Genomic DNA, 23,364 nt, shown 5'->3' with positions numbered 1-23,364 from the left:
GTCAGTGCCCTCCCCAGCACACCGCGCACGGCACGAGCACCGCGAGCCACGCGCCCGCGCGCCAGGCGGCCTGCCGCGCTCCGGGTGCGACGAGCACCCACAGCAGCGCGGCGACGCTCGCGACGAGCGTCAGCAGCACGGCCGCGTAGAGCCGGTTCAGGCCGTCGGCCGGGTAATGACGGGCCAGCGTGACCGCGAGCGCAACCGCGCCCGGCAGCACGCCACCGATCGCGATTGCCGCCCGCGCGCCCCAGCCGAGCGCCATCAGAATTGCCCGCGCACGGTCAGCATCACGTTGCGCGGTTCCCCGTAACGGTTGTTCCAGCCCGGCTGGCTCAGGCTCAGGTAGTAGTTGCGGTCGAACAGGTTGTTGACGTTGAGCGCGGCGCTCCAGTGCTTGTCGTAGCGGTAGCCGAGCCGCACGCTCGCGAGCGCGTAGCCGCCCTGGGTCATCGTCACGCCGTTCGACTGCGCCGAGTAGTTGCTCTGCACCTGCACGCCGCCGCCGATGCTCCAGCGCCGCTCCTGCCACGGCAGGTCGTAGTTGGTCCACAGCCGGAACAGGTGGCGCGGGTTCAGCAGCGGCGAAAACGACGCCCCCGCGTTCGCGAGATTGTTCGCGTAACGCATCGTGTCGTACGTGTAGCTCGCCCACACGCTCCACCACGGGGTGATGCGGCCGTTCGCCTCGAACTCGAAGCCCTGGCTGCGCACGCTGCCGCCGTTCACGTAGTAGCAGCTCGGCCCCGCGCACGGATGCGCGTTGTCGACCTGCGGGTTGTTGTCGAGATCGATGCGGAACGCCGCGAGCGACACGTTGAGCTTGCCGCCCGCCAGTTCGCCCTTCACCCCCGTCTCGTAGGTGCGCCCCTTCACCGGCGTCAGGATGCCGCCGCCCCACATCGACTTGGTCTGCGGCTGGAACACTTCCGCATAGCTCGCGTACCACGACCAGTCGCGCGCGAAATCCCAGATCAGCCCGCCGTACGGCGTGAACTGGTGGCCGGTGTTGTAGTGCGCGCCGAGGCTGTCCTGGTTCCACCAGCTCATCCGGCCGCCGAGCACGAGCGTGACGGGCTCCGCAAGCTTGATGCGGCCGAGCCCGTACACGCCCTTCTGCGAAATGTCGTTCTGCTGCGACTGCTGGTACGGCCCGATGCCGGGCTCGGGCACGCTGCTCGGGTTCCAGCGGTACACGTTCACCGGCGTGCCGGACACGTCGCCGAGCAGCGGCGCCGTCATCTGCCCGCTGCTGCTGTTCGCGTAGGTGAGCCCGAACAGCAGGTCGTGCGTGAGCCCGAACGCATGCACGGGGCCCTGCACGTTCGCGTCGAGGCTGCGGCTGTAGCTGCTGAACTGGTACGCCGCACCGGTCAGCCGGCCGCCGTTGCCGGTCGCCGGATCGATCGCGCCGAACGAACCCGCGTACTTCAGGTCCGAGCGCACGCTCTGGTATTCGCCGCTCACTTTCGCCTTCCAGCCGGCACCGAGCTTCTGCTCCACCGACGCGAACGCGCGCGTCGTGTCCCAGTTGAAACGGCCCCACGCGGTATCGAGGAACGTCGAGCGCGACAGGCCGAGGCTCGACCCGTCGCGCGCCATCGGCACGCCGGACATGTCAGGCACCGACGACGTCGTCTGGTACTGCGCACCGAACGTGAGCAACGTGTCGCGCGTCACGTCGACTTCCGTGACGCCGTAGATGGAGCGCGTGTCCTGCTTCGCGTGGTCGTAGAAGAAATGGCGATCCTCGTACGCGGCGACGAGCCGGCTGCGCACGGTGCCGGCCGCGTTGAGCGGCCCGCCGATGTCGGCTTCCGCGCGATAGCGGTCCCAGCTGCCGACGCTCACGCTCGCGTGCGCGGAGAACTGGTATTGCGGGCGCTTGCGCACCAGGTTGACCGTCGCGGCCGGATTGCCCGAGCCGTGCAGCAGCCCGTTCGCGCCGCGCAGGATTTCCACGCGTTCGTACACCGAGATGTCCTGCGGCGCGCTCGCCATGTCGCCGATCACGACCGGCACGCCGTCGAATTCGAATGAATCGACCTTGAAGCCGCGCACGAAGTACGCGGTGGTGAGCAGTACGTACGGCTGAACGGTCACGCCGGCCGACTGCTGCATCACCTCGTCGAGCGAGAACAGGTTCTGCTGGTCGATCCGCTCGCGCGTCGTCACGCTGACCGACTGCGGAATCTCCCGCAACGCGAGCGGCATCTTGCCGACCGTCGCCACCGACGGATCGTCGCCCACGCCGCGCGAGGCGTTCACCGCAATCGCCTTCAGCTCGCCCGCGGCGGGCGCCGCGGCCGCCGCTTCCTGCTTGACCTCCGCGCCGGCTGCCGGCGCCGCATCGGCGAATGCCGCCGCCGGATGCGCGGCGATCAGCAGGCCGAGATACAGCGACGGGCGCCAGCGCCCGAAACGGGCGGCTCGTGCGCCCTTCATCATCGATCTCCCAGGTTCCCGTACCTCGTACCGCATTCACGCCCCCGTATTTGATAATCATTCTCATTATCAATTAGAACCGGCGGGCGATTTTTCGATCGAGGGGCTTTTCCTATCGATTCCGGGCACGCCGGCCCGCATTGTTCACGTCAGTGTTCGGATTCGGCCGGGCGGGTTGCTTCGTCCGCACCGGCGCCAGCCGGTGACGCCGCGTCATGCGGGTGTCCCGCGCGGGCGAAGGCCGCGTACCACCCATCCGCTTCCAAGAGCTGTGCATGCGTGCCGGTCGCCCGCACGCGGCCCCCATCGAGCACGACGATCGTGTCGGCCGCCGCCGCGAGCGCCGGCTGGTGCGTGACGACGATGCGCGTGCGCTGCCCGCGCAACGCGACGAGACTGTCGCGCACACGCCGCGCGCTCAGTTCGTCGAGGCTCGCGGTCGGCTCGTCGAACATCAGCACCGGCGCCCGCGCCAGCAGCGCACGTGCGAGGCAGGCCCGCTGCCGCTGCCCGCCCGACAGCAACTGGCCGCCCGGCCCCACGTCGGTGTCGAGGCCGTCCGGCAGCCGCTCGGCGTCGCGCAGCAGGCCGACCGCGTCCAGCACAGCACGCAGCTCGGCATCGGTTGCGTCCGGCCGCCCCATCCGCACGTTCCACGCCAGGCTGCCGCGAAACAGCCCGTTGTCCTGGAACACGAGGTTGCGCGTCGCGGCGAGCGTCGCTTCGCTCAGGTGCCGCACGTCGGAGCGGCCGAGCAGCACGCGCCCGGTACTCGGATCGTCGAGCCGCGCGAGCAGGCCGAGCAGTGTGCTCTTGCCCGCCCCCGTGGGGCCGACGATCGCGACGAAGCCGCCCGCCGGGCAGTGCAGGTCGATCCCGTCGAGCAGCGTCGTTCCGCCGGCCGAGCGATAGCCGACGCGCACCGCGTCGACGCTCGCATCGTGCACCGGCGTGCCGCGCTCGGGGCTGTCGAAGCGCGGCGCGTGCAGCACCGCGAGCACCGTGTCGAGCGCGCGCCAGCCGCCGCGCAGCGCCTGGTCGAGCTGCGTGAGCTGGGCGAGCGGCTCGATGAAGCGCACGAGCAGCACGAGCACCGCAACGGCCGTCGCCGCATCGAGCCGGCCGGCCGCGACGGCCCACGTGCCGCCGGCCAGCATCGCGACGAACACAGCTTGCACCGCGCCCGCGAAACCCAGCTCGATCGGCAGCGAGCGCCGCATCAGCGCACGCGTGCGGCGATGCTGTTCGTCGAACGCGCGCTGCAGCGCCGCGCGCGCGTCGCCTTCCCGGCCCGCGAAGCGCAGCAGCCCCTGATGCGCGGCGAACGTCTGAAGCTGCACGGCCATGTCGCGATCGCCGGCCGCACGCTCCTGTTCGGACGCGAGCGTGCGCGCGCCGCCGCGCTCCAGCAGCGCAAACAGCAGCACGGCTGCGGCCGCGAGGCACAGCGCGATGCGCCAGTCGAGCCACGCGAGCCCCGCGACGACCGCGAGCGGCGTCACCACCGCGCCGATCAGCGGCCCGAGCAGGTGGGCGGGAATGCCCATCGCCTGCATGACGGGCCCGCGCAGCAGCCCGGCCGGATGACTGTCGCGCACGGTCTGCCACGACGCGAGGCGCGGCAGGTGCCGCACGAGGCGATCGACGAGACCGGTCGCCAGTGCGCCGCCCGCGCGATAGCCGCCGCGTTGCGCGACGTACAGCACGACCGCGTGGCACAGCGTCAGCGCGCCGAGCGCGACGGTCCAGTGCAACGCAACCGCGTGCGCGCCGGCGAACCATGCGCGGATCAGCGGCACGAGCAGCAGCCCGCAGGCGCCGTCGAGCAACGCAGCGGCCACCGCCCAGCCGGCACCGCACCACAGCGCGCGGCGCGTGTCGCGCGGCAGGCACTGCAAACGTTTGAGCGATTTCGTCATCATGCGGCCTCCCCGCCTGCGGCACCGCGTTCGCGCCATAGCCGCGCATACAGCCCGCGTGCGGCCAGCAGCGCCGCATGCGTGCCGCGCTCGACGATCCGGCCGCGCTCCATCACGAGAATCTGGTCGGCGTGCCGGATCGCGTCGAGCTCGTGGCTGACGATCACGCGCGTGCGCGTGCGCGCGTCGCTGCGCAGCGCGTGGCGCAATGCCCGCCCGGTTTGCGGATCGAGCGCCGATGCCGGTTCGTCGAGCAGCAGCAACGGTGCAGGCGACAGCAGCGCGCGAGCAATCGACAGCCGCTGCAGTTCTCCGCCGGACAGGCGCACGTCGCGCCCGCATAGGCAGTCGTAGCCGCCCGGCAACGCGTCGATGCGTTCGTCGAGGCAGGCCGCGCGCGCAGCGGCGCGAATCGCATCGCGATCGGCATCGGGCCGGTAAATCGCGATGTTCGCCGCGATCGACACGTCGAGCGCGGTGGCTTGCTGGAATACCATCGCGACCTGTTCACGCCGCCGCTCCGCCGCGAGCAGCCGCAGATCGGCGCCGCCGATCCGCACCGTGCCGCGGTCCGGATCCATGAAGCGCGCGAGCAGCATCAGCAGCGTGCTCTTGCCCGCGCCCGACGGTCCGACGATCGCGGTGGTCGAGCCGGCCGCGATCGTCGCGTCGATGTCGTGCAGGATCGGCGTGCCGTCGATGTCGACATGCACGCCGCGCAGCTCGACCGACGCATCGCGCGGCACCTGTGCCGCGCCTTCGACAGGCTCGGGCAGGCCCGGCTGCGCGAGCAACGCATCGAGGCGTGCAGCAGCGGCGCGTGCCTCGCGCAACGCATCGGCACCGTGGCCGAGCGCGCGCACCGGCGCCGCGACCGCCCAGATCAGCAGTGCAAACGCGCACAGTTCGCCGACCGGCAACTGCCCGGCCGTGAGCCACGTCGCGCCGAACACGACCCACGCGAGCAGGAACGGCGTGCCGAGCAGCACTTGCGTGCATGCGCCGGGGCCGCCGACGCGGCCGACCCACGCCGAAAACGCCTGTTCGAAGCGCCCGGTCGACGCCAGCGCGGCCGCCTCGATGCCCGCGCCCGGATACTGCCGCACGAGCGCCGGGTTCTGCGCGAGCTGCGCGTAGTCGCCCATCAATTGTTCGAGCGCTGCGTTGCGTGACGCGACGGCCGGCGCGAACCGCGCCGAGCGCATCCAGCGGAACAGCGCGGCACCGCCGGCGAGCGGCACGAGCGCGAACGCGAGCAGCGCGGGATTCAGGTCGAGCAGGCACGCCAGCGCCGCGCACGGCACGACGACGAGCTGCGTGATATCGGCCGGCGCATGCGCGACGAGCTGGTGCAGCGCGCGCACGTCCTGGTCGACATGACGTGCGACGCGGTCGCTGCCCGCGCGGGCGAACCAGCCGAGCGGCAAACGCTGCAGATGATCGGCGAGGCGCTTGCGCAGGCGATCGCAGAGATCGGCGTCGACGCGGTGCGTCAGGTGCAGCGCGGCCGTCTGGCCGCCCAGCCAGCACACGCCGGCCGCCACGGCCGCGACGAGCCAGCCGAGCGACGCTGCGTCGAGCCGAGGCGACACGCGCCATGCATCGGCGAGCCGAGCAAGCGCGAGCCACGGCACGAGCGACGCGATGCCGGCCAGCGCCTGCAGCACCACCGCCGTGGCGAGCAGACCCGCGAACGGCCGCAACATCGAAAGCAACGGTCCTTTCATGCGGCACGCTCCAGCAGCATGCCGAGCGTCGCGGCGCACGCGTCGCCCGGCGGCTGTGCCGGAAAACCGAGTTGCGCGGTCAGCTGCTGCCAGACGCGCGTCACGTCGATGCTGCGCTGGTTGCTCGCGTGCAGCCCCTCGCCGGACACGAGCCGGTCGACCGCGCGCACGGCCGCCTGCGGCCAGCAGCGCGCATGAATCTCGCCCCACGTGTCCTGTGCGTCGTCGCAGATCTGGATGCTCGGCAGGTCGTCGCCCGCCGGATTGCCGAAAATCGGGAACAGCCCGTCCTCGTCCGTCGCCGGCTCGCGCAGCGCGGGCGCCCACCATAGCGGACCGTGCGGCGACGCGAGCGTCCACGTACCCGAGTCCGTCGTCAGCGTGATGCCGAACAGCACGCTCATCCGGCCGTCGTCGGCCGCTGCCATCTCGTTGTGCACGCGCAGCGACACCGGCGTTTCGGCCAGCACCATCGCGCATTCGCGCATCGACGACAGCGCCGGCCCGACCGGCTCGACCGACCACGGCCCGACGCCCTGCAAGGCCGCCGCGAGCACGTCGAGCGCTGCGTAGCTCGCCTGCACCGAGCACACGACATCCGCATGCACGGGCGCGCTCGTCTCGCACAACCGGCGTGCGACCGCGATGAAGCGCGCGACGACCGGCAGGTTCGGGTAGAAACTGTTCAGCAGGCAACGGCGGCCGTGACGCGATGCGGTGCGCAGCACGGAGTCCCATTCGTCGGGCAGCAACGGATGCTCGATCACGACGTCGATCCCGCGTTCGAGCAGCCGGCACGCGAGCGCAGCGCCTTCCGCCCCGCGCGCCGCGCCGCCGACTGCAACGCATGCCACGCGCACGTCGTCCGGCAACGCATCGACGCGCTCGAATACGGGCGCACCGACACGCGCCGCCAATGCGGCCGTGCGCGCGCTGCCCCGACCGAGAATGCCGGCGACGTGATATGAACCGGACGCCGTGAGGCCCGCCGCATAGAACTGACCGAAACGGGAACCGGCCACGACGACCGGCAGCGGATGGACCTTCATCGTGCCTCCTTCAGGCGGGTGTCGACAAACGCGGCGTTCAGGCAGTCGAAATGACCGCCGGGGATATCGACGGCCGTGATGCCGCCGAGCGCCTGCGCTGCCCAGTACTCGGTGAGCGCCGCGCGCTGCTGCGGAATCAGCGGATTGCAACGCTCCGGCACGAACAGCCGCAGCGCGCCCGCATACGGCGCATCGCCGGCCCAATGGCATGCCTGCACCGAATGCATGAAGAGCCGGTACAGCCGTTCGCGCTCGTCGAGCAGCGGATGCGCGACCTCGTCCTGCATCGACAGGCCGGCCGCGGCGCGCAACACGCGGCGGCGCAGCCCGTCGAGCGGTTCGCAGCGATCGCCGAAGATTTCCAGCTGCGCCTGCAGGCTGCCGGGCGCGAGCCGCGCGGAATCGGCCTTCAGTGCATCGGCAAGCGCGTCGGCCAGCACATACGTTTCCGGAAAACCGAGCGCGTCGAGCGGCAACCCGAGCGTCGCCGCGAAGTTGAACAGCACGAGCCGTTCATCCTCGATCAGGTAGGGAATCCGGTAGCTCGATACGATGTCGAGCGTGCGCACCGCGACGCCGAGCTGCACCAGCGACTTCGCCATTTCCAGCGCGACCAGCCCGCCCGAGCAGTAGCCGAGCACGTCGACCTCGCGCACGCCGCTGCGCCACAGCGCATCCGCGTAGCGCCGGCCAAGCGTCGCGTTCAGGTGGCGCGCCGGCAGGTCGAGATAGTCCTGCGCATCGCGCACCGCGAAGCCGAGCACCGGGCCGAGCCGCGCAAGCGCGGGCATCACCGGACGATAGGCATGCACGGTGCCGAGCCCTTCGTGCACGATCACGCGCGGCACGCCGGCGCCCGGCGCGAGCGGAATCGGCCGCACGTCGGCGCGCATGCGCGGCGCCGGCGCATGGACGACCGTCGATGCATGCATCGCGCGCGGCTTGGCAGGTGCGGCCGCCGACGTCGCGCCCAGCGGCGGTTCGCCCGCATCGCGCAGGCACTGCGCGAACGCGGCCGGCGTCGGCTGCGCGAGCACCCAGCGCAGCAGCCGGTCGAACGGATGCGCCTGTGCGAGCGGCTCCTCGCCGCGCAGCCGCGACACGAGCTGTGCGATCAGCAGCGAATCGCCGCCCGCGGCGAAGAAGTCCTGATCCGGCGTGACGTTGCGCGTATCGAGCACGGTTTCCCACAATCCGGTCAGACGTGCCAGCAGCGGATCGGCAGCCTGTGTCGGCACCGGCCGGGCCACGGCCGGCTCCGGTTCGCGGATATCGGCGATGCCGGCCAGCGTACGGCGGTCGATCTTGCCGTTCGCGGTCACGGGCAGGCGTTCGAGCACGCGCAGTTGCGTCGGCACCATGTAGCCCGGCACGCGCTCGGCCACGAACGACAGCAGCGTATCGGGCGCGATGCGTGCCGCGCCGCGCTTCACGTGCGCGAGCAGGATGTCGTAGCCGAGCGCGGCGAGCGGCGTGCCGGGCGCGACGCAGCCGAGCGCCAGATCGCCCGCCTCCGCCTGCAGCCATTCGAGCCATTGCGCGTGCGGCACGAACAGTCGCGCCGCCGTGGCCCGCGCGTCGTCCGGCGTCTCCATCATCAGCCCCTGGCTGATGCTGATCTCCGGATGCTCGGCCGTCAGTTCCTGGATCACCCACCACGCATCGGCCGCCGAGAGCGCACGCATGCCGGCGATCAGCGCGACCGTGTCGCGCGCGTTGTTCAGCGCGCCGGAGCTGATCGCCATGTCGACCGAATGCGGCGCAATGCCCTGCGCGTCGAACGGCGCATTCATGTCGAAGCGCACGAACCGCATCCACGGATACCCGGCAAAGCGTTCACGCGCAGCCGCGAGGAAGTAGCTCGACACGTCGCTGAACAGATAGTCGATGCGCGTACCGGCTTCGACCAGCGGCGCGAGCGCAGCGACGATCGCACGCGTCGCGGCGGCGGTTCCCGCGCCGATTTCGAGGATGCGCCACGTACGCTGCGGCTCGCGCGCGACGACTGCACGTACGGCCTGCGCCATCCCGCGATGCAGCGCGCGGGCGTGTTCGCCGTCGCTGTACATCGCTTCGGCGATATGCGACGCGCCTTCCGGGAACATCAGGCCGGCCGGCGATACGCTGCCGTCCACCTGCGCCTCGAGGCATCCCGCGCTGTCGCGGAAATAATCGACGAGCACGGCCGGCCACAGATCGGGCGACGCATGCTGCGCGAATGCGTCCCAGCATGCGGACGCGTCGGCGAGGCTGGCGTCAGGCCGCATGCGCCAGCCGCCTTCGGCGTCCGCGTTCAGCACGCCGTGCGCATCGAGCATCGCGAGCCAGTTGCGCAGCAGATGCTGGCGGGCGGGCGGCACACGCAGCCGCTCGCACAGCGTCGCGAAACCGGTCGCGTCGTCGGCCGTCAAGCCGCCCGCCGGCACGATCCACGCGGCCAACGATGCAACGCAGGCCGTTTCGAGCTGCGCGACCGAGCGCGACACGTCCGCCTGTGCGGGCCAGCGCACGGCGTCGAACCCGGCACGCACGTGCGTCGTGACTTCGTGCAGCGCATCGTCCTGCGCGGACACCGCCGGCTCACCGCCGTGCAGCGCCACGAAGCTCGCGAGACGGCGCTCTGCGCCTTCGCCGAGCACGATCGTCGCGGCCGCGCCGACGAGCGGATGCGCGGTCAGCGCCGCATCGATCTCGGCCAGCTCGATCCGGTAGCCGCGGATCTTCACCTGATCGTCCTGCCGCCCGAGGAATTCGAGCGCCCCGTCGGACCGCACGCGCCCCAGATCGCCGGTGCGGTACAGCCGCCGTCCGTCTGCATGACGAATGAAGCGTTCGGCCGTTCGCGCGGGATCGTTCGCGTAGCCCGTCGCGAGCCCGACGCCGCCGATATGGATCTCGCCGCGCACGCCGGGCGGGCACGGCCGGCCGAGTGCGTCGAGCACTTCCATCGTCTGCCCGGTCAGCGCGCGGCCGTACGGAATGCTCGCGAGCCGTGTGTCCTCCACCCGGATCGGATGCTCGATCGACCAGATCGACGCCTCGGTCGCGCCACCGAGGCTGAACAGCGCGCAGTCGGGCCAGCGGCGCCACCAGCGGGCCGGCAGCGTCACCGGAATCCAGTCGCCCGACCACAGCACGCGGCGCGGGGCCGGCACGTCGAGCGCCGGTTCGCCTTCGAGGTAGTCGATCAGCATTTGCCCCTGTGCGGGCACCGAGTTCCACAGCGTCACGACATGGCGCACCATCAGCTCGGCCCAGTGCGACGGATCGTTGCCGCGCGCCGGATCGGGCAGCACGATGCATGCGCCGCGCGCGGTCGCGCCGAAGAAATCGTAGACCGACAGGTCGAAGCTCAGCTCGGCAAGGCCCAGCACCACGTCGCCCGCGCCGACCGCATGACGCGCGCTGATGTCGGCGAGCGTGTTGCACACGGCCGCGTGGCTCAGCATCACGCCCTTCGGTTCGCCGGTGGAGCCCGACGTGTAGATCACGTAAGCCAGCGCGTCGCCGTCGATATCGCGCGCGGCGCGCGGCGGCCATTGCGGATCGGGCGGCAACGCATCGATATCGATGCGTGCGCACCCTTCATGTTCGAAGTCCAGCGCCTGGACGCTCACGACCGCACGCACCCGCGCATTGCGCAGGATCGCGTGTTGCCGCAGCGCCGGCTGGCGGCTGTCGACCGGCACGTAGGCGGCGCCCGCCTGGACGATCGCGAGCACGGCCGCGAGCTGGTGCGCGCACTTCGGCATCAGCACCGCAACCGTATCGCCCACGCCGACGCCGGCCAGTTCGAGTGCGGTACGCAGCGCCGCCGCGTGTTGCGCGACATCCCGGAACGTGCGTGCGCCCTGCGCATCGATCACGACCGGCGCATCGGGCGTACGCAACGCCTGCGCGGCAAACCCGGCCGCGATATGCGTGTCCGCTTCGGGATGCACGCCGGCGGCCGGCGCGGCGGACGGCAGCACGAGATCGCCTGCGTGCGACCACCATTCGGCATCGTCGGCAAGCCGGCCCAGCAGCGCGACGTACGCGTCGAACATCGCGGACGGCATGCCGTCCGGAAACAGGTCGTCGCGCACGTCCCAGCCGATTTCCAGCCCGCCGAACTGGTCGGTCACCTGGCAGTCGAGCCACACCTGCGGCGTCTGGCTGATCATGTAGCGCGGCGGTTCCGCGCGCACCGCCTGCTCGCCGAGCAGGCGGCCGACGCTGCCGATGCCGCTCGTGAACACCACCGGCATCAACGCCGCATCCTTGCCGCGCCGCCGCGCGAGTTCGCGCATCACGTCGACGCCGGTGAACGCGCGATGGTCGAGATCGTCGAACATCCGCGCGCCGATCGTGCGGGCACGCTCGACGAAATCGCGCCCGTGCGTCGCGTCGACGGCGAGCAGGCTCAGCGCGGTGAAATCGCCGAGCACCGCGTCGATGCGCGGATGCACGGGCGGGCGGTTCAGCACGGTCAGGTTCAGGCAGAAGGCCGGCGACTGGCTCCAGCGGCCGACGATCTCGGCGAACGCGGCCAGCGCAACGCTCGCCGCACTCAGGCCGAAGCGGCTCGCTTGACCGCTCAGCGAAGTCCATTGCGCGTGATCGAGCCGTGCATGCCGATGCGTGAAGCGCGACCGCGCGCCGGTTCGCAGCGCGGGCAGCACCGGCAGATCGGGACGCGCAGGCAGATCGTCGATACGGGCAAGCCACCACGCCTTGTCGCGTGCATGGTCGGCACGCATGCCGGCCTGTGCTTCATGAACGACATAGTCGCGAAACGTCGCGTCGAGCGGCGCGGGCCGCCACTGCGGATCGTCGTAGCGGCGCCGCCATTCGGCGAGCAGCAATTGCAGGCTCGCGTAGTCGATCAGCGTGAAATCGACGGACAGGTGCAACACCGCGCCATCCGGCCCGAGGCTCACTTCCGGCTGCAGCACCGGCCAGCGATCGAGCGCGTGCACCGCATGGTCGAGCCGCTCGCGCACGCGGCTCACGTGGGCGTCGAATGCATTCGCACCGGCCTCGCGCAGGTCGTGCACGGTGAGCCGCTGCCACGGCACGTCGGGCAGCACGCGTTGCCATGCGTTGTCCTCGACGATCGCGCGCAGCATCGGATGGCGCGCCACGCACGCATTCCACGCGGCTTCGAAGCGCACGCAGTCGAGATCCTTCCGTTCGTCGTATTCGACGTACAGATGGCATGCGCTGCCGCCGAACTCGAACGATTCGTGCCGGCCGAGCACGTATGCGGCCTGTACCGGCGTCAGCGCGAACCGTTCATGCTGGCGTGCCGGATCGCTGCGCCACGCGCCTTCCTGCAGGAAGCGGACGAACGCATCGCGTTCGGCCTTGATGCGCGCGGCGAGATCCGCATCGAGCGCGCCGGCCGGTGCGCGATAGCGCAACTGGCCGCCGTCGTCGCACCACAGTTCGATCTGTCGTTCGCGACAGAGATCGAGCACGTCGTCGAAGCTCACAGCACACCCTCCTCGATCGTCGCGACCGATGCATCGCCAGCGGCTTGCGTGGCCGACGCCAGGTCGTCAATCTGCGCGGCCAGACCGGCGAGCGTCGGCTGCCGGTAGAACGCGGCCATCCCGATCCGCACGCCGAGCCGCTCGCGCAGCTGCGCGAGCAGGCGCGTCGCGAGCAGGCTGTCGCCACCGAGCGCGAAGAACGTCGCGTCACGCGCGTTTGCCGGGCGGCCGAGTGCGTGCTCCCAGCACGCGAGCAGCGTCGCTTGCCGTTCGTCAGCCGGTACGAACGCGTCGTGCGCGGCCGGCGCATCGCCGAGCGCTCGCGCCAGCGCATCCCCGACTGCCCGGCGATCGATCTTGCCGTTCGCGTTGAGCGGCCAGCGCGGCACGCACCACAGCGCATCGGGACGCATCGCGTCGGGCAACCGGTCGCGCAGCCACCCGGCCAGCGCCGCCTGTACGACCGGCTCGCCGGTGCGACGCGCATCGATGCACGCGAATGCGGTCGAGCGCCAGCTCCGTGCATCGAGTGCAAAGCCGCACGCATGTGCCGCCGCGGCGATCGCTTCGTCCGCGAACGGCCGCGGCAGCGACGCGTCGGCCGTCACGCTCGCGACGAGTTCGCGCAGCGGCGAATCGCGCAGCACGTCGGCGAGCAGCAGGCGGCCATCCTGCGCCAGCAGCGCAGCCGCGATCCTGAACGTATCGCGCGGATCGTCGCGCAGGTGCGCGGCCGCGAAACTGATCACGCAATCGAATTCGCCGAGATGACGCGCGCGCAGCAAGCCGTCCTGCATCGTCTGGAGCGCGGGCCTCGTTCGCGTGAAGCGTGCCTGGGCGGTGTGCAGCAGACCCGGCGACACGTCGAACAGCGTCACGTCGAAGCGCGGATCGTCGAGCACGTCGAGGCCCGCGTCGAACCATTGCCCGGCGCGGGCGTCGAGCACCGCGACCCGCAACACGCCCGTGCGCGCAGCGGACTGCGCCTCCAGCGCACCGGCAATCTCGCGCAGCGCCCGGGCGCCGTCCGGCAAGCGCGTCGCGAACGCAAGGGGCGCCACGCGCGGATCGAGCGACACGCGCTGCGCGGCGGTGTCCGGATCGACGGCAAGCGCGCGCAGCGATGCCGTCAGATCGTCGAGATCGGTCGCATACCAGTCGAGCAGGTCGAGCGCGCCGTCGATGGCGATCGATACGTCGCCCTTGCCGCGCCAATACGCGCGCAGCGAAGGCGGCAGGCCCGCGTCGCCGTCGAGCAGCCGGTCGGCGACGGCACGCGCAACGGCCGCTTCCGCGGGCATCGTATCGGCCATGCCGGCATCCGCGAGCGATGACGGCACCGTGTCCGCTGCGCGATCGGCCGGCACGAACGCCGCGGCGATGCGCGCGGCGTCGCCATTGACGACGCCCGCGCACGCACCGTCGATCTGCGGATGCGCAGCCAGCGCCGCCTCGATCTCGCCGAGTTCGATCCGGTGCCCCCGCACCTTCACCTGCCGATCCTCGCGCCCCAGGAATTCGAGGGTCCCGTCCGGCCAGTAGCGGCCGCGATCGCCGGTACGGTACCAGCGGCCCGACGCGTGCTGCACGAAGCGCTGCGCGGTCAGTTCGGGATCGTTCCGGTAGCCGCGCGCGAGACTGTCGCCGCCGATCAGCAGTTCACCCGGCACGTAGTCGGGCACATCGCGGCCGTCGGCATCGACGACGCGATACGCCTGCCCCGGCAACGGCCGGCCATACGGAATCGAACGCCAGTGCGACGGCACGTCGCGCACCGTCTGCACGTTCGACCAGATGCCGGCCTCGGTCGCGCCGCCGAGCGCATGGAACGCGCACGCATCGCCACAGCGTTCGCGCAGGCGCGCCGGCAGGTCGAGTGCGATCCAGTCGCCGGACAGCAGCGCCGCGCGCACGCTGCGGCACGTGTCGCGCATAGCCGGCACGGCCAGCGCCATTTCCAGCAACGCGGGCGCCGAATTCCACAGCGTCACGCGGTGCTGCTCGATCAGTTCGATCCAGCGCGCGGCGTCGCGCGCTTCGTCCTGCGTCGGCAGCACGAGTTCGGCGCCGGCGCCCAGTGCGCCGAACAGGTCGTAGACCGACAGGTCGAAGTCGAGCGCCGACACCGCGAGCAGCCGGTCGTCCGCGTTCACGCGGAGCAGCGCATCGATCGCATCGATCGTGTTGATCGCCGCCGCGTGCGTCATCTCGACGCCCTTCGGCACGCCCGTCGAACCGGACGTGTAGATCACGTAGGCCGTCGCCTGCGGCGCGACCGCAAGCGGCGCGGCCAGCGGCGCATGCCGCATCAGCGCCGCAATGCCGAGATGCGGCACCGGCGCATCCGCGCGCGCCGTGTCGCCGATCGCGACCTTCACGCCCGCCGCACGCTCGATCAACGCCTTGCGCGCGACCGGTTGCGCGATGTCGAGCGGCACGTAGCACGCGCCCGCAGCCAGTACGCCGAACACGGCGGCGACCTGTGCAGGCCCGCGCGGCAGACTGATCTCGACGGCATCGCCGTGCCCGATCCCCGCCGCGCGCAAGCCGCCGGCGATCGCGAGCGCCCGCGTGGCCAGTTCGCCGCGCGTCACGACATGCTCGCCGCATCGCAACGCGACAGCGGCCGGCTCGCGTGCGGCCAACGCGAAGAAGTCGCGCTGCAGCGTGCGTGCGCGGCCCGGCGCGGGCAATGCGTTGAGCGTATCGCGGACACGACGCTGCGCGGACGGCAGCTCGACCGCGACCGGCAGCCGCCAGTCGCGATCGCACAGCGCCTGCACGAGCGCGACATACGCGCCGAACATCGCATCGACCATCCCGTCCGGAAACAGGCCGTCCACGCTGTCCCATGCGAGCAGCGCGCCGTCCGGCACGCGATAGAGCTGATGATCGAGCCACACTTGGGGCGTCTGCGAAATCATGTCGTGCAGCCCGCCGAACACGTTCGCGAACGCATCGGGCACGAACGGCGCGTCGCCGAGATTGCACGAGAACACGACGGGCGCCGCGCGCGGCGTGCCCTGCCGACGCGCGTCGCGCAGCACGTCGAGCGCCGGATACGCGGCGTGCGCGATCGCGCCGTGCAGCCGCTGCTGGAATGCGCGCACCGCGTCGGCCGCGCTCGCGTCGGCTTGCACGTCGCATTCGACGAGCAGCAGTGTCGTGAAATCGGCGATCACGCGGCCCAGATCGGGCGCGTCGCCGTGCCGGTCGAACAGCGGCACGTTGAGCAGGAATGCGTGCCGGCCACTCCAGCGCGCGAGCACCGCCGCGAACGCCGCACCGAACACCGACGACAGCGTGACGCCATGCTGCGCGGCCCGCGCCTGCAGACGTGCCAGCTCGTCCGTGCCCAGCGTATGCGTGACGCGGCTGAAACGCGGCGCGCGAAGCGTTTCCGGCGCACGGGCAAGCGGCAGCGCCGGCCCTTCCGGTAGCGTCGCGAGCCGTGCCTGCCAGGCATCGCGCGCCGCGGCCCGCGCATCGCGCGTATCGGCCGCGCGACGCGCGAGCCAGGCCGGGAACCACGTCGACGGCGCATCGGGCAACGTCGACGGCTCGGCATACGCGACGCCGATCTCCTGCATCAGCAGCCGGACGCTGTCCACGTCGGCCGCGAGCAGGTCGACGCTCAGCCACACGCGATCCTCGCCGCCAGGCATCTGCGCGAGCCCCATCATGAAGACTTGCGCGTGCTCGACGTCGAGACATTCGTGCGACCGGAACGCGCGCAGCGACGCCCATTCGGTTTCCGCATCGGCGGCAGTCTTGCCACGCCAGTCCGCATGCGCGAACACCGGCGCATCCGGTTCGGCGAGGATCTGCTGACGGCCGCCGTCGAAACGCGCGCGCAGCATCGGATGACGCTCGCGCACTTGCCGGCATGCCGCGTCGAGACGAACGGGATCGATTGCGTGGCTGCGGAATTCGAGAAATGCGTGACAGCTCACGTTACCGAGCACTTCGCCATCACCGCGGCCGAGCCAGTACGCCTGCTGCACCGCGGACAGATCGAACGGCGCATGCACGTCGACATCCGCAGCCGTGGCGTCGGGGGCCGCGTGCGCGATACGCGGCGCGCTCGCCAGCAACGCGACCCACGCGCCGAGCGTCGGCGTGCGCGCGAGCGCATCGAACGTCAGCGCGTAGCCGAGCCGGCTCACGCGCGTCTGCAGATACATCAGCCGGATCGAATCGAGGCCGCAGCTCAGCAGGTCCTCGTCATCGTCGAGCGACGCGATTTCATCGACGGATTCGTCGAGCAGCGCCGCGATCAACGCGACGAGCTGCGAGCGAAAGTCAGCGGGAGAACAACAGGAAGGATCGGAATGGTCGGTACTGGAATCGACAGCGGTCTGGCTCATGGGCACGCCTTGTATGGGTCGTTCGACGGCGGGTCCGCACACTGGCGGCCACCTGCAAATGAGAATCTATCTCATTCACACCCATGAGCCCGGTCGATTCCTTTAGGCTGCCGGTCAGTTGTTTTAGATCGCCGCGTCCGCCCATTCCTCGTTGTCGATCGCGTTGGGCGACACGCGGATATCGCTCGGCGAAATACCGTAGCGCTTGCGGAATGCGATCGAAAAATGCGCGGGGCTGTAGCCGACGCGGTACGCGACGGTCGACACGTTCGCGTCCTCCGCGCACAGCATCGCGTGCGCGGTCCGCAGCCGGTATTCCTGCAGGTACGCATACACGCTCGTGCCGAACACCTTGCGGAACCCGGCCGTCAGCTTGCGCGAATTCATCCCGACCCGGCCCGCGAGCGCATCGAGCGTCGGCGGCTGCTGGAGCTCGCGCGTCAGGATGTCGCTCGCCGCATACACGCGCTCGACGTCCGACGACGTGACGCGCACGTCGGCCGGCGCGAACTGCCGCTGCGTCGCCAGCAACTGCGCGCTCAGCGCGGTCAGCTCGAATGCCTTCGCCTTCAGGTAGTACTCGCGCACCGCGCCCTCGAACGGGCAGGTGGCGATCTGCACGGCGAGCGCCTGCAGCGCCTTCGACGCCGGGCAACTGACGATGCGCGGATCGCCGCCCGTCGGCGCAAGCATCTTCTCCGGCAGCAGGCTCAGGTTGCGGTCGAGCGCGTCGAGGCCGAGCTGCACGATCGTGTAGCGCAGCGGCACGTCGCGGTCGTAGATCTGGTGCGTCGTGAATTCGCCGTCGTTGGCGATCACGCACAGGCCCGGCCCCTTGATGCACTGCTCGGGCTGGCCCGGCACGCGGCAGCGCAGCTGCCCGCTCTGCACGAGGACGAGCTTCAGCCCTTTTTCGAGCGGCTCCTCGTACCAGTCGCGGCTGTCCGAGCACAGCGTGCCGCTCATGAGTTTCATGCCCGCGTCGATGTGCACCACGCCCGGGTGGTTGCCGGGCACGAGCACCGGCGGGTGACGTCGTGACGAAGCGAAGGTGGTCGATCTCATCGGTGGGTCCGTGGGTTAGGCGGCACGCGCGGACCGGCGCGCGCCGGCGGCAACCGGCCGATTGTCCGGCCGGACCGGGCGGGCGCCGCGCGACGGCGCCCCGATCGAATGAAATTGCCGCGATATCAAAAGAAACGGCGCTATCGCAGCACCTGTTCCAAATGATAATACCTCTCATTTACATTTTTTGACAACTTGCCGGAACCCAAGGTCAGCGCATGCAATCCTCCCCTTCCTCCCTGGCGGCGGCCGTGCCGGCCGACGCGCCCGACTGGCCGGACGACTTCGCGCGCCGCTATCGCGACGCCGGCTACTGGCAGGACACGACGTTCTTCGACGCGCTCGATGCATGCGCGCGGCGCCATCCCGACGCGCTCGCCATCGTCGACGGCGCCTGCCGGCTCGGCTATCGCGACCTGCTGGACCGCATTCGCCGTCTTGCGGGCGGCCTCGCGCGCCTCGGCCTCGCGCGCGGCGATGCGGTCGTCGTCCAGTTGCCCAACGGCGCGCGCTTCATCGAAACGTGCTTCGCGCTGTTCCAGCTCGGCGTGCGGCCGGTGCTCGCGCTGCCCGCGCACCGGCACTACGAGATCGGCGCGTTCTGCCGCTTCGCCGGCGCACGTGCGTACCTGTGCGCGTCGCAGCTCGGCGATTTCGACTGCCGGCCGCTCGCGGCCGCATTGCAGGCCGACTGCCCGGCGCTCGAGCACATCGTGATGGCCGGCGACGATCATCCGTTCACGCCGTTCGACGCGCTGTACGACGCGCCGCCCGTGCACGAATGCGCGGCGCACGCCGACGACATCGCGTGCTTCCAGCTGTCGGGCGGCACGACCGGCACGCCGAAGCTGATTCCGCGCCGCCATCGCGAATACCTGTACAACGTGCGCGCATGCAGCGCCGCGAGCGGTTTCGATGCCGGCACCGTGTATCTCGCCGCGCTGCCGATGGCGCACAACTTCACGCTGTGCTGCCCCGGCACGATCGGCGCGTTGCTCGCGGGCGGCCGGGTCGTCACGACCGCGCGGCCGGAGCCCGACCAGAGCTTCGCGCTGATTGCGCAGGAGCGCGTCACGCATACCGCGCTCGTGCCGCCGCTCGCGCTGCTGTGGCTCGACGAGCAGCCGCAACGGCAGGCCGACCTGTCGAGCCTGCGCGTGCTGCAGGTCGGCGGCGCACGGCTGATGGACCATGCGGCGGAACGCGTGACGCCCGTGCTCGGCTGTCGGCTGCAGCAGGTGTTCGGCATGGCCGAAGGGCTCATCTGCTGCACGCGGCTCGACGATACGCCCGAGCGCATCGCGCACACGCAGGGCCGCCCCGTCTCGGACGGTGACGAAGTGCGCATCGTCGACGACGCCGGCGCACCGGTTGCGCCCGGCGAAATCGGCGAACTGCAGGTGCGCGGCCCGTACACGATACGCGGCTACTACCGGCTCGCCGACCACAATGCGGCCGCGTTCACGGCCGACGGTTTCTACCGCAGCGGCGACCGCGTGCGGCGCACCGCGGACGGCGATCTCGTCGTCGAAGGCCGCGACAAGGACCAGATCAACCGCGGCGGCGAGAAGGTGTCGGCCGAGGAAGTGGAGAACCTGTTGCTCGCGCATCCGCAGGTGCACGACGCGGCGGTCGTCGCGATGCCCGACCCGATGCTCGGCGAGCGGACCTGCGCCTTCGTCGTGGCACGCGCGCCCGCACCGACCAGGCTGACGCTGAAACGCTACCTGCGCGACTGCGGGCTCGCGGCCTTCAAGATTCCCGATCGCATCGAGTTCATGCCGCGCTTCCCGGAAACCGGCATCGGCAAGACCAGCAAGAAATCGCTGCGCGACCTGCTGCGCCGCCAGTTGGAGGCGGCAGCCGCATGACCGTACACCCGACCGATTCGAACTGGATCCGCGAATTGCGGCTGTCGCCGTGCGCGCGTGCGCAGCTCGTGTGCTTTCCGCACGCGGGCGGCACCGCGAATTTCTTTCGCAACTGGAGCCGGGCGCTGCCGTGGGATGTCGATCTGCTCGCGCTGCAGTATCCGGGCCGCGAGGAGCGCTTCGGCGAGCCGTGCCTGCAATCGATCGAAGCGCTCGCCGGCCCCGCCGCCGACGCGCTGCAACGCTATGCGCACGCGCCGCTCGTGCTGTTCGGGCACAGCCTCGGCGCGGCGCTCGCGTACGAAGTCGCGGTGCGGCTCGAAGCGCGCGGCGCCGCGCCGCTCTACGTGGCCGTGTCCGCGCTGCCGCCGCCGCATCGCCAGCGCCTGTCGGACCTGCACCTGCAATCCGACGACGCGCTCGTCGGCGATGTCGCCCGGCTGTCCGGCGAACACGCCGCGCTGCTCGCCGACCCGGAAATGCGCGCGATCTACCTGCCGATGATCCGCCACGACTACCGCGCGATCGAAACGTATCGACGCGACCGGCCGCCGCGCATCGACGCGCCGCTCGGCGTGATGCTGCCGCTCGCCGACACCGAGCTCGACAACGACGAGGCGCACGCGTGGCAGGACGTCGCGTCGCGCCGGATCCGCATCGAGACGTTCAACGGCGACCACTTCTACCTGCGACACCAATACCCGGCGGTGATCGCGCATCTGGTCGAACGGATCGACCAATCCCTTCGTTACGGAAAGGAGTACACATGAAAACACCGGACGCCTGCACGGGGCTTCCCGACATTCGCGAAGCCATCGATCGCCTGGACGCCGACATCATCGACGCGCTCGGCCGGCGCATGCAGTACGTGAAGGCCGCGTCGCGCTTCAAGCCCGACGAAGCGAGCATCGCCGCGCCCGAGCGGGTGGCCGCGATGCTGCCCGACCGGCGCCGCTGGGCCGAGCAGGCCGGCCTCGACGCCGATTACGTCGAAACGCTGTTCGCCCAGCTCATCGCGTGGTACATCGCGCAGCAGACGCAATACTGGCGGCAGCAGCGGGGGCTCGCATGAACGCCGGCCTTCCGCTGCTGCACGACACCTTTGCGCGGGCGGCCGGCCGCGCGGCCGCCACCGGCGAGCCGACGCTCGCATCGGTATCGGTGCCGCTGCGGCCGCTCGATTTCTTCGACCTGATCGCCGCCTGGGACGACGGCGTCACGCCGTGGTTCTTCCACGAGGCCGGCGATGCGTCCGTCACGCTGTTCGGCTGGGACCGCGCACTCGAACTGAGCGCCACGGGCGGCACGCGCTTCGCGCAAATCGATGCGCGCTGGCGCACGCTCGTTCGCGACGCGATCACGGCCGGCCCGCAGCCGCCGCGCCTCGTCGGCGGCTTCCGGTTCGATTCGCACGGCCCGCGCAGCGCGCACTGGGCGCCGTTTCCCGATGCCGCCATGACGCTGGCCCGGCTGCTGATCGTGCGCGAAGGCGACGCACACTGGGCCGTCTGCCAGCACGTCGTCGCCGCTCACGACGATCCGGCCGCGCTCGCGCATGCGTGCCTGGCGCGCATCGAGTCGCTCGGCGCGCTTGCGCCTGTCGCGGAAGACGACGCGCCGCACCTGCTGCACACGCAGGCGCTCCAGGCGAGCGAATGGCAGCACGAAGTCCGGCGCGCGGTGGACACGATCCACAGCGGCGCGTTCGGCAAGGTCGTACTCGCGCGCGACGTGCTCGAACAGTACGCGCGGCCCGTCGCGATCGCACCGCTGCTGCGCCGGCTCCGGCGGCGCGACGCACATGCCCACCTGTTCGCGGTTCGTCGCGAAGGCGCGTGTTTCATCGGTGCCACGCCGGAACGGCTCGCGCGTGTCGCGGCCGGCGACGTGCGCACGCATGCGCTCGCCGGAACGATCCGGCGCGGCGCCACGCCCGACGACGATCGCGCACTCGGCGCGGCGCTGATGGATTCCGCGAAGGAGCGGCTCGAACACGCGCTCGTCGTCGACGCGATCCGGGCCGCGCTGGCGCCGCTGTCGCGCACGCTCGACGTGCCCAGGCAGCCGTCGCTGCACCGGCTGCCGAAGCTTCAGCACCTGAGCACGCCGATCCGCGCGACGCTGAATGCCGACGCGACGCTGCTGCAGGTCGTCGCGGCGCTGCATCCGACGCCTGCCGTGGCCGGCCATCCGCGCGCACCGGCGCTCGAGCACATCCGCAAGCATGAAGGCTTCGACCGCGGCTGGTATGCGGCACCGATCGGCTGGATCGACGCGCACGGCAACGGCGACTTCATCGTCGCGCTGCGCTCGGCGCTGGTCGAGGGTGGCGCGTGCAGGCTGTTCGCGGGCTGCGGCATCGTCGGCGATTCCGAGCCGGTCAACGAATATCAGGAAACCGAACTGAAGCTGTCCGGGATGCAGGCGGCGATCCGCATGCGCGATGCGGTGGCGGATACGCAAGGCCGCACGCAGGTGTCGGCTTCGTCGATGGTCGACTGATTCATGCCGGCCATCAAAGCAACGGCAGCGTTTGCCGGATATGTTCGGCAAACGCCGTTGTCAGGTGCGACGGCCGCTTCCGGTCGAACTTCAGCGCGATGCCCACGGCCGGCAACGGCGGCAATCGCGGATCGCCGTTCACGATCGCGAGGTCGGCCGGCACGGCCGTCTGCGTCATCACCGCGAACGCCTGCCCCGAGCGCACCAGCGCGATCAACCCCGCGAGGCTGCTGCTCGCATAGGCGACGCGGTAATCGCGACCGGCGCGATCCAGCGCCTCGCAGGCCGCGAGGTGATCGAGCGTATCGCGATCGGACAGCGCGAGCGGCAGCGGATCGAAATGTGCGGGCTCCAGCCCCGGATAGCCGATCCACACGAGTTGCTCGCGGCGAATGATGTCGTCGTTCGCGCCGTCGTCCGGCAATGAAATCATCGCCAGATCGACCGCACGCTTCTCCAGCTGTTCGATCAGCCGCGGCGTCGGCCCGCATACGACCTCGACGATCGCCTGCGGATGCTGGCTCGAAAACTGCCGCAGCAGCGACGGCAGCCAGACCTCCGCGTAATCGTCCGGGCAGCCGAACCGGATCGTGCCCGACAGCCCCGTGCCGCACAGGTCGGCCATCGCCTCGTCGTGCAGCCGCAGGATGCGCTGCGCGTGCACGAGCAGCCGCTCGCCCGGATGCGTCAGCACCACGCCCCGGCCGGTGCGCTGGAACAGCGGCTGGTCGACCACTTCCTCGAGCCGCTTCATCTGCTGGCTGAGCGCCGACTGCGTGCGGCCGACGCGCGCGGCCGCGCGGCTGAGCGCGCGCACCTCGGCGATCACGACAAACGAACGCAGCAGGTCGATTTCAAGCGAAAGCCCCAAGGTATTAGCTCCTTTTCTACCTTGCATAAGAACTATTCGTTTCCATCAAACCAGACGCGCGCCTAGACTGCAAG

13 protein-coding genes are annotated in these 23,364 nt (G+C 70.7%); 4 read left to right on the top strand and 9 right to left on the bottom strand.

Features of this window, described 5'->3' with window-relative positions:
• Nucleotide 1 precedes the first annotated feature (1 nt).
• From ACWMMN_RS20215 to ACWMMN_RS20180, 8 genes are all read right to left on the bottom strand, one after another.
• Complete coding sequence (locus ACWMMN_RS20215; protein ID WP_059239414.1) at nucleotides 2–265, bottom strand: hypothetical protein; 264 nt, start codon at nucleotides 263–265, stop codon at nucleotides 2–4.
• A complete protein-coding gene (locus ACWMMN_RS20210) occupies nucleotides 265–2,481 on the bottom strand; it encodes a TonB-dependent siderophore receptor (RefSeq protein ID WP_155627263.1) in 2,217 nt (738 codons plus the stop codon). The genes ACWMMN_RS20215 and ACWMMN_RS20210 overlap by 1 nt, the downstream gene beginning before the upstream one ends.
• Before the next feature lie 113 nt (nucleotides 2,482–2,594).
• Nucleotides 2,595–4,364 carry an ABC transporter ATP-binding protein gene (locus tag ACWMMN_RS20205; RefSeq protein ID WP_486424083.1) on the bottom strand — a complete coding sequence of 590 codons (1,770 nt, stop codon included), beginning with the start codon at nucleotides 4,362–4,364 and terminating at the stop codon, nucleotides 2,595–2,597.
• Nucleotides 4,364–6,091, bottom strand: coding sequence for an ABC transporter ATP-binding protein (locus ACWMMN_RS20200; RefSeq protein ID WP_486423849.1), 1,728 nt, complete (start codon nucleotides 6,089–6,091; stop codon nucleotides 4,364–4,366). Before ACWMMN_RS20200 ends, ACWMMN_RS20205 begins: the two co-directional genes overlap by 1 nt.
• Nucleotides 6,088–7,140 carry a Gfo/Idh/MocA family oxidoreductase gene (locus ACWMMN_RS20195; protein WP_486423848.1) on the bottom strand — a complete coding sequence of 351 codons (1,053 nt, stop codon included), beginning with the start codon at nucleotides 7,138–7,140 and terminating at the stop codon, nucleotides 6,088–6,090. The genes ACWMMN_RS20200 and ACWMMN_RS20195 overlap by 4 nt, the downstream gene beginning before the upstream one ends.
• Nucleotides 7,137–12,614: a non-ribosomal peptide synthetase gene (locus ACWMMN_RS20190; RefSeq protein ID WP_486423847.1), complete on the bottom strand. Its 5,478-nt coding sequence runs from the start codon at nucleotides 12,612–12,614 to the stop codon at nucleotides 7,137–7,139. Before ACWMMN_RS20190 ends, ACWMMN_RS20195 begins: the two co-directional genes overlap by 4 nt.
• The gene (locus tag ACWMMN_RS20185; RefSeq protein WP_486423846.1) at nucleotides 12,611–16,981 is read right to left on the bottom strand and encodes an amino acid adenylation domain-containing protein; all 4,371 of its coding nucleotides are present in this window, start codon (nucleotides 16,979–16,981) and stop codon (nucleotides 12,611–12,613) included. Before ACWMMN_RS20185 ends, ACWMMN_RS20190 begins: the two co-directional genes overlap by 4 nt.
• Nucleotides 16,982–17,104: 123 nt before the next feature.
• Complete coding sequence (locus tag ACWMMN_RS20180; protein WP_059239402.1) at nucleotides 17,105–18,046, bottom strand: helix-turn-helix transcriptional regulator; 942 nt, start codon at nucleotides 18,044–18,046, stop codon at nucleotides 17,105–17,107.
• A gap of 218 nt (nucleotides 18,047–18,264) precedes the next feature.
• Between ACWMMN_RS20180 and ACWMMN_RS20175 the strand changes: the two genes are divergently transcribed.
• Genes ACWMMN_RS20175 through ACWMMN_RS20160 form a run of 4 tightly spaced genes read left to right on the top strand, consistent with a single transcriptional unit; the run spans nucleotide 18,265 to nucleotide 22,419 of the window.
• A complete protein-coding gene (locus tag ACWMMN_RS20175; protein WP_340624667.1) occupies nucleotides 18,265–19,917 on the top strand; it encodes a (2,3-dihydroxybenzoyl)adenylate synthase in 1,653 nt (550 codons plus the stop codon).
• Nucleotides 19,914–20,687: a thioesterase II family protein gene (locus ACWMMN_RS20170; RefSeq protein ID WP_059239398.1), complete on the top strand. Its 774-nt coding sequence runs from the start codon at nucleotides 19,914–19,916 to the stop codon at nucleotides 20,685–20,687. The genes ACWMMN_RS20175 and ACWMMN_RS20170 overlap by 4 nt, the downstream gene beginning before the upstream one ends.
• Nucleotides 20,684–20,989 carry an isochorismate lyase gene (locus ACWMMN_RS20165; RefSeq protein WP_006484772.1) on the top strand — a complete coding sequence of 102 codons (306 nt, stop codon included), beginning with the start codon at nucleotides 20,684–20,686 and terminating at the stop codon, nucleotides 20,987–20,989. The genes ACWMMN_RS20170 and ACWMMN_RS20165 overlap by 4 nt, the downstream gene beginning before the upstream one ends.
• A complete protein-coding gene (locus ACWMMN_RS20160; protein ID WP_174992486.1) occupies nucleotides 20,986–22,419 on the top strand; it encodes an isochorismate synthase in 1,434 nt (477 codons plus the stop codon). The genes ACWMMN_RS20165 and ACWMMN_RS20160 overlap by 4 nt, the downstream gene beginning before the upstream one ends.
• A gap of 13 nt (nucleotides 22,420–22,432) precedes the next feature.
• Here ACWMMN_RS20160 and ACWMMN_RS20155 read toward each other — a convergent pair whose 3' ends face one another.
• A complete protein-coding gene (locus tag ACWMMN_RS20155; RefSeq protein ID WP_059239394.1) occupies nucleotides 22,433–23,317 on the bottom strand; it encodes a LysR family transcriptional regulator in 885 nt (294 codons plus the stop codon).
• Nucleotides 23,318–23,364: the final 47 nt, after the last annotated feature.

This window comes from Burkholderia cepacia complex sp. TUM26381 (assembly GCF_057439935.1).
This window is presented reverse-complemented; position numbering and strand designations above follow the sequence as displayed.